Annotated in this window: 9 protein-coding genes; 4 read left to right on the top strand and 5 right to left on the bottom strand. The window is 67.1% G+C overall.

All coding sequences use genetic code 11. The features are described 5' to 3' along the window. Nucleotides 1–343: 343 nt before the first annotated feature. The 3 genes from ABZ815_RS46185 to ABZ815_RS46175 form a co-directional block, all read right to left on the bottom strand. Nucleotides 344–970: a TetR/AcrR family transcriptional regulator gene (locus tag ABZ815_RS46185; protein WP_357708185.1), complete on the bottom strand. Its 627-nt coding sequence runs from the start codon at nucleotides 968–970 to the stop codon at nucleotides 344–346. 46 nt (nucleotides 971–1,016) lie between these two features. Beyond that, nucleotides 1,017–1,307, bottom strand: a complete 291-nt coding sequence (locus tag ABZ815_RS46180; RefSeq protein ID WP_357708184.1) for an antibiotic biosynthesis monooxygenase — start codon at nucleotides 1,305–1,307, stop codon at nucleotides 1,017–1,019. 315 nt (nucleotides 1,308–1,622) lie between these two features. Further along, on the bottom strand, nucleotides 1,623–2,657 hold the full coding sequence (locus ABZ815_RS46175; protein ID WP_357708183.1) for a magnesium and cobalt transport protein CorA: 1,035 nt from the start codon (nucleotides 2,655–2,657) through the stop codon (nucleotides 1,623–1,625). A gap of 510 nt (nucleotides 2,658–3,167) precedes the next feature. Between ABZ815_RS46175 and ABZ815_RS46170 the strand changes: the two genes are divergently transcribed. Then, the gene (locus ABZ815_RS46170) at nucleotides 3,168–3,602 is read left to right on the top strand and encodes an SRPBCC domain-containing protein (RefSeq protein ID WP_357708182.1); all 435 of its coding nucleotides are present in this window, start codon (nucleotides 3,168–3,170) and stop codon (nucleotides 3,600–3,602) included. A gap of 131 nt (nucleotides 3,603–3,733) precedes the next feature. After that, nucleotides 3,734–4,117 (top strand): VOC family protein, encoded by a 384-nt coding sequence (locus ABZ815_RS46165; RefSeq protein WP_357708181.1) that lies wholly within the window; start codon nucleotides 3,734–3,736, stop codon nucleotides 4,115–4,117. 119 nt (nucleotides 4,118–4,236) lie between these two features. Here the strand turns inward: ABZ815_RS46165 and ABZ815_RS46160 are convergent, their stop codons facing one another. Beyond that, a complete protein-coding gene (locus tag ABZ815_RS46160; protein WP_357708180.1) occupies nucleotides 4,237–4,866 on the bottom strand; it encodes an NAD(P)H-binding protein in 630 nt (209 codons plus the stop codon). Beyond that, the gene (locus ABZ815_RS46155; protein ID WP_357708178.1) at nucleotides 4,863–5,324 is read right to left on the bottom strand and encodes a DUF6640 family protein; all 462 of its coding nucleotides are present in this window, start codon (nucleotides 5,322–5,324) and stop codon (nucleotides 4,863–4,865) included. Before ABZ815_RS46155 ends, ABZ815_RS46160 begins: the two co-directional genes overlap by 4 nt. Before the next feature lie 123 nt (nucleotides 5,325–5,447). Here ABZ815_RS46155 and ABZ815_RS46150 point away from each other — a divergent pair, with 123 nt between their 5' ends. Beyond that, entirely contained in the window at nucleotides 5,448–6,131 is a 684-nt protein-coding gene (locus ABZ815_RS46150; protein WP_357708176.1) for a helix-turn-helix domain-containing protein, read from the top strand. 734 nt (nucleotides 6,132–6,865) lie between these two features. Next, nucleotides 6,866–7,066, top strand: coding sequence for a hypothetical protein (locus ABZ815_RS46145; protein WP_357708174.1), 201 nt, complete (start codon nucleotides 6,866–6,868; stop codon nucleotides 7,064–7,066). The last annotated feature ends 5 nt before the right edge of the window (nucleotides 7,067–7,071 follow it).

The following is a 7,071-nucleotide window of genomic DNA, read 5'->3' as shown; positions in this document are numbered from 1 at the left end:
AAGAAGGCGACGGACCGGAGCCGCCGCCGTGGGCCTCGTGGTTCAGCAGCCGCGAGGGTGAAGGCGTGCCCGACTGTAGTACGGCACACGCCGCCCACACCACGGATTTACGCCTCCACCGAGGAGGCGATGCCGGCACTGTCCCCTTCCACCATTTGACATGGAAAACCCGATTTCATGCGGTGAGCTGCGGCCACCGTGTATCTGACCCGCGCCCCCTCCCCCGCAACGAGAGGTGAGAGATGACCACAAGGCGCTGCCGATCCCGGTACTGCCGCCGCGCGGATTCGCCGTCTGCCCGTGGCGTGCGGTCGACGTGCTCAGCCCCACCCCGCCCGGCCGGTCAGGGCAGTGTCCGGGTCGGGTCCTCAAGTGTGGCCAGTAGCGGTTCGACGGTAGTGAGGGCCTGGTCGACCAGGGCGGCGAGCGGGGTGGCGCCCTGGTCGGCCACCCATCTGCGGGAGGCGGTGAACAGGACCCCCGCGAGGACGAAAGCGATGAGTTCGAGCTGGTAGTCGTCGGCCGGGCGCCCGGTGCGGCCGGCGAGCAGGGCGGTCAGGAGCTCGATGGTCCTGCGCTCTTCGCCGGCGTAACGAGCTTCGAGGGCCGGGACGGTCGCGACGAGCCGCATGCGGGCGAGGGTGAGGTCGCGGTCGGCTTCGGCCGCCGCCACGACCGCGCCCATGGCGGCGCGGACCGTCGCCGTCAGGGGCTCGCCCGCGGGTCGCTCAGCGGTGGTGGTCTCGAAGAGGGGGGAGGCGTCGTTGTCGAGGACAACGTCCTCCTTGGTGGGAAAGTAGCGGTAGAAGGTGGTGGTGGAGGTCTCGGCCGCCTCGGCGATCTGCTCAACGGTGGTGTTCTCGTAGCCCTGGCTCTCGAAGAGGCGCAGCGCCGCGGTCTGGATGGCGCGGCGCAGCTTGATCCTCTTGCGTTCCCGCAGGCCCGGGGAGGGATGAGTCGGTGGGCTCATTGTGCCGATCTCTGTTCGCAGGCCGACAGGGCCGCTCCGCTGTGGGTCACGCTTGCAGCACGACCTCGTAGACGGCGACCGGAGGAGGGGTGACGCCCAGCTCCGCACTCGCCTCCTGACGTGCCTGGGCGCCTCGGCCTTCGTTGTTCCTGCGCAGGTCGTCGTCGCTGTCCCACAGGGAGATGGTCAGAACCTTGCCGCTCTGGCGGTCGGCAAGCAGGTAGAAGCCTTTGAAACCGGGAACTGCGCGGAAGCTTGGGAGCTGCTCCTCGCAGAACGTGAGGAGACCGGCGAGCTTGTCGCTTTCCGCCTCCGTGGAGACAACCTGAGCGAACATGACATGACGTCCTTTCGGAGATCGAGCCACGAGGGGTCGCCCGCCGCCTTGCGGTGTGCTGTCCGATGAAAGGCAGCGCTCGTAGGAGCGATGGGATGAAGCCACGCCAACCGACCCGATCCGCACGCAAGGTGTTTCGGGTCAATGACACAAATAGTAGTTTGACCCATATTTTTGAATCTGTCACCCACCTGTGAAAGCCGCCACCCGTACTCACCGCAGCCACCGGCGCCGACACCGGACCGCTGGACGCCGTGGCGGCGGGCAACGGCCCGATCGAGGGTTACGCGCCTATGGCGACGGGCCCGCCAACCCTCACCGTGGAGACCGTCGCCGGCTACCGGCCGGGACTGTCCCGCCCGCTGAAGCTTGCAGCCGGTACACGATGATCACGGCGATGACCATGACGCACAAGCTCAGCGGGTAACCGAGCAGCCAGTGCAGTTCGGGCATGTGGTCGAAGTTCATGCCGTAGACCCCGGCGATCATGGTGGGGACGGCGATGAGCGCCGCCCACGAGGAGATCTTGCGCATGTCCGCGTTCTGCTGCATGGCCGCCGCGCTCTGCTCGCGGCCGACAAGGGCCAGGTGGGCGTTCAGGGCGTTGGTGAGCAGTTCGTTGTGCTCGTCGACGGCCGCGTCCACCCGCAGCAGATGATCGAGTACGTCGCGGAACTGGTCGCGGGCCACGTTGCACAACTCCACCCGTCCCTTGACGATCTCCTCAAGGACGGGGATGAGGGGATCTTGAGCGGCCCGGAACTCCAGCACCTCACGCTTGAGCGAGTAGATGTCCTCGGTCACGTCGGCCTGCTCGCCACTGAAGACCCGCCGCTCCAGCACGATCAAGTCGTGCTCGACCTCGTGGGAGATCTCCGAGTAGGTGTCGACGATCTGGTCGCAGATCGCGTACAGCACCCCGGCCGGCCCGGCGGCCAGCAGCTCGGGATCGCTCTCGATCCGCCTGCGCACCCCTGTCAGCGGGTTGGCCTGCCCATGCCGGACGCTGATGACGAAGTCCGCGCCGACGAACAGGTTGATCTCGCCGACCTCGATGTCGGAGCCGTCCTCCACGTACAGCAGCGTCTTGAGCACCACGAACAGGGTGTCGCCGTAACGTTCGAGTTTGGGCCGCTGATGGGCGTGGATGGCGTCCTCCACCGCCAGCGGGTGCAGCTTCACCTCGCTGGTGATCAGGTCGAACTCCTCCTGGCTGGGCTCGTGCAAGCCGATCCACAGGAAGCAGTCGCCCCGAGTCCTGGCATCACTGAAGGCGTCGCTGATGTCGCCGTGGATGGTGTGGCGTACGCCGTCGCAGTAGATCGCCTTGTCCACAATCACATCCGGCATTGTCGCCCATCGAACGACTCGCCGGCCGACGCGTTCGACCTCAAGGCTGCCTTCTCCACCTCGATGCCCGGCGCGCGTCCCTGCGTCGTCGGCGCGGATGGGGGACGATCCCGTGCCGTTCCATCCGCAGCCAGCCGGGGCTGCGCCGGTATCGTGACAACGCGCATCCGGGAAACCTCGGCCAGGACCGACACGATGCGCCGCCTCTCTCACCCCGGCCCGACTCGGCCTGCCGAGTGAGCAGAGCCTGCAGGCGGGAGCCGGTTCAAGGGGGCGCCGCCCCGGCCAACCGGCTCCCGCCGCCTGCGGCTGTCGCGTTCTCGGGGCGACGGGTTTCTCGCGGTGGCGGGGGAAGGGTTCCGGCGAGGGTGCGCACGCCACCGTTGCGGATCTGGTGAGCGGGAGAACCGGCGCCCTGATCATGCGGACGTCTGGGGCTGGCGGGCGACTGTCGCAACCTTTATGTTGCTATATTAATGGCAACATAAAGGTTGCGACAGGAGGGTGGGCATGGTCCCGGACACGATCGAACGCGAAGTGGTGCTGAGGCATCCCATTGAGCGGGTGTGGGCCGCCCTGATCACCGCCGAAGGCCTCTCGCGGTGGTTCGGTTCGGTGGCCGAGGTAGATCTGCGGCCCGGCGGGCGAGCGTACTTCCGCTGGGAGGACCTCGGCCAGGAATCTGTCGCCACGATCACGGTGGTCGAGCCACCCCACCGTTTCGCGTTCAGGTGGGGGATCGAGGGCCTGCCTGCGAACCATGAACTGCAGACGCTTGTGGAGTTCACGCTGGAGCAAGTGCCGGACGGCACCCGGCTGCGTCTCGTGGAGAGCGGATTCGCCCAAGCCGCCGACGACGTCGCCTGGTCCGCCCATAAGGCCAATAGCCAGGGATGGGACGCAGAACTCGTCGACCTGAAGACCTACCTCGATGCGGCCGCCTGATGCGGAAGGGCAGGCGGTCGCGGTGTTCGCGGCGCTCATCGGCCCGACGCGGCGGGCGCTGCTGGAGGAGCTCTCCCGCGCCGGGCCCGACCACCGTCACTGATCTGGCGCGACGAAGGAGTCGAGCAACCATGGACAAGCCTGAATTCACCGCCGGCCTGAACATCGCCATGAAGATCCCCAAGGCGCAGTACGAGGCCACCGTGGCCTTCTACCGAGACACCCTGGGCTTCGAGGTCAAAGAGGACGACGTCTCCTATGCACCGACCGTCTCGAGAACTCATTCGGTGCGGTTCGGGCCCAACACGCTGTGGCTCGACTGCGTGGACAACTACAGCCAGCCCGACCTGTGGCTGCAACTCCACACCGATGACCTGGACGCGGCGACGGGCAAGCTGGCCGACATCGGCATCCACCCCTGTGATGAGCTGGAACCCCTGGAGAACCTCGATTCCAGAACCCATTGGATCAAGAACCCGGCCGGTATCGTCCACCTGCTCGCACAGTCCGGCTGATCACATTCGACGCGAGCACAGGAGCGGCGAGGCGTCGCAAGCGTTGCCTGGCCCTATTCGTGGTGAGGCAGGGCCTGCTGAACCTCGACGACAGCATCTGCGCCGGCCACAGCGCACGATCAACGGGATATCTCGATGATGGACCGCCGGCTCGCCTGATCGTCGAGATGGTTGAGCATGTAGTGCGCGAGATCGGCACGCGACAAAGTACGCGGGCGCGGCAGGTGCTGGTTGGCGGCCGTCCGGTACTGGCGGGTGAGCTCGCCGTCGGTCAGCTTCGGCGGTCGGACGATGGTCCAGTCCAGGTCGCTGGTGGTGACGACGTCCTCCATCTTGGTCATGTCGGTGTAGACGTGGCGGTACAGCGGCCGGACCACACCGCCGATCAGCAGTCGCCGGCTCAGCGGTGCGGTCGGGGGCAGGCTGAGACTGGCTGAGGTGACGCAGGTCAGTCGGCGCACTCCGCTGTCCCGCATGGCCGCGATGATGCCGGTCATACCTTGCGAGTAGACGGTCGTGGGACGTCGATCGGCGCTTCCGAGGCACGACAGCACCGCGTCGTGGCCCGCGAGCACCCGGCGCCAGCCATGGGGTTCCAGCACATTGCCGGGCAGGATCGTCAGGCGGGCATGGCCGGGGATCGATTCGGGGGTGCGTGCCACGGCGGTGACGCGGTGGCCGGAGCCCAGGGCCTGGTCGAGCAACTGCGCGCCCAGGCCACCGCTCGCACCGAAGACGAACAGCCTCACGACGTGACCTGACGGCGGCGCGTCACGGCGAGGAGCACCGCGACGGCGAGGATCACGCAAGTGACGGCGGCCATGAACAACTGGCCGTGCAAGCCGAGAACGAACTGGGTTTCGTCCTTGAATTCCGGGTCGTACGTGGCGGTGCCGGGGAACAGCAGCGCGGGGAACATGGCGGCCCACGGTACGGCCACGATGCCTGCCGACCACAGCAGGCGGGAGTGCGTGTCCCCATGGCGGCGGACCAGCAGGAGCAGGGCGAGCAGGCCGAGAGCCAGCGACGTGACGATGTACTGCGCGTCGTGGAACTTGGCGTGCGGGGGCCAGGCCGGTTTGTACATGTGCTCGTGGGCCGTGTCATGGAGGACCAGGTCGAACAGGAGCGCTCCCAGGGCGGTCTCGACCGCCACCAGGGCGATGAGAACGCGCGGCAGGGCCCAGTGTCGCTTCGATGTCGTCACGCTTACCTCTCACGGTGATTGGAGACGTTCTATGAGTGTAGTGACTACATCAACAGTGTCTATACATGAATAGAGTCACACTATTTATGTATCGGCGGCCGCGAGGGCTCGTACGCTTGGCCCATGAGCGAGATGACGAGTCGGCGAGACCGCAAGAAGCAGCAGACGCGGCAGGCGATCGGCGAGGCAGCGATGCGGCTCTTTCTCGCGCAGGGATTCGACGCCGTCACCATCGCCGACGTGGCCAGGGAGGCCGACATGGCGGTCCAGACGGTCTTCAACCACTTCCCGACGAAGGAGGACCTCTTCTTCCAGGAGCGCGACAGCTTCGTGGCAGCACCGAGCGCGGCCATCAGGAGCCGTCGAGACGACGAATCGATCGCACAGGCCTTGGCCCGCGGCTACCTGCGCCTGCTCGGCGACTATCACATCGCCGGCCTGCTCGTGCAGAGCGTCGAGTACCAGCGGACCATGAACGCCAGCCCTGCACTGCGTGGCAGGGAACTGGAGCTGCGCCGGGAGCGAGAGGATCTTCTCGCCGCCACTTTGGCCGAGGACATGCCACCGCAGGGGGATCCGCTACGCCCGCGGCTGGTGGCGGCACTCGCATCGGCCATTGACCGGGTGCTGGACGGGGAGTTCCGGCACCGACTGCTCGCGGGAGAGGGGGCCAGTGAGGTCCGGGCCTCGCTGGCGCCGATGGTCGAAGAACTGTTCGGCACCATCGAGGCCGCCTGCCGGCACCTGGATGCGTCCAGAACTGAAAATCCCGCATCACCGATGCCTACGCGCCGATCACCTGCCTGAAGCAACCTCCCAAGATCATTTAGGCTGAGATCAACTCATTGCTCTTGGACCTGTGGACGAGGATGTGGCGCGGCTGCCCCCGCTGGGCGACGCCCACCTCAACTGCCTGGGCCGCAGCGCGCTCGCCTCCTCGGCTCGGCGCAGGGCCTGCGGTCGCTCGAGGAGATGGTGGCCGCCGCCCTGAAGGGTGTTCAATACTCCGTTCACGGTCGTGAGCTGCACGTTCGTCCTGGCTTCCGGGCCGGCATGCTCGAACACGTGGCTCTGGGAGAAGCGCACTTGAACCGGTGACAGATGCCTCTGGGCAACCCCCGGCCGGGCTGCCTAGTTTCTTGAACGGAACCGTCTCCGTGAAGGGAGCATCGTGCGTCCGCTCGAACGTTCGGTCATCGCCACCGCAGTGCTCGCGGCGCCCCTCCTGGCGACCCCCGCCGCCCACGCCGAAGGCTCCTACGAGTGCTTCTAAGGCAGCATCACCCCTGGTCAGTACGGCTACCACCTCTCCGGCAACCCGTGCGACGGCACCGGATACGCCAACGTCGTGATCACGGTACGGTCCGGCTCGGCCGCCGGAACCCACCGCTGCGGCACCGCCTTCTCCTGGAACGGCTTCCTCGGCGCCGACGGCTGCACGAAGGAACCCCTGTGAAGCCCCCGCCGCACGCCAACGGCTCCTCCGGTGTGGGCCCGGGCAGCTTCGTCCGCTGACCCTCAGGACTCCGAAGGGAATCATCATGCGCCCCGTCCGAACGCCCGTCCTCGCTCTCGTCGCGGCGGCGCTCCTGCCCGCGACGGCGGCCGCGGCCCAGGAGCGTGTGTACGACTGCGCCCAGGGCTTCTGGTCGCCCAACCCCTACCGCGAAGGGATCGACATCCTCGCCGGCCCCTGCACGGGACCGGCGTCGGGCACGGAACCGGCCTACGTCCCGTCCTGACCATG

This window comes from Nonomuraea sp. NPDC047529, assembly GCF_040642995.1.
GTDB lineage: Bacteria > Actinomycetota > Actinomycetes > Streptosporangiales > Streptosporangiaceae > Nonomuraea.
Note: the sequence above shows the minus strand (reverse complement) of the source record. Positions and strands in the feature narration are given on the sequence as shown.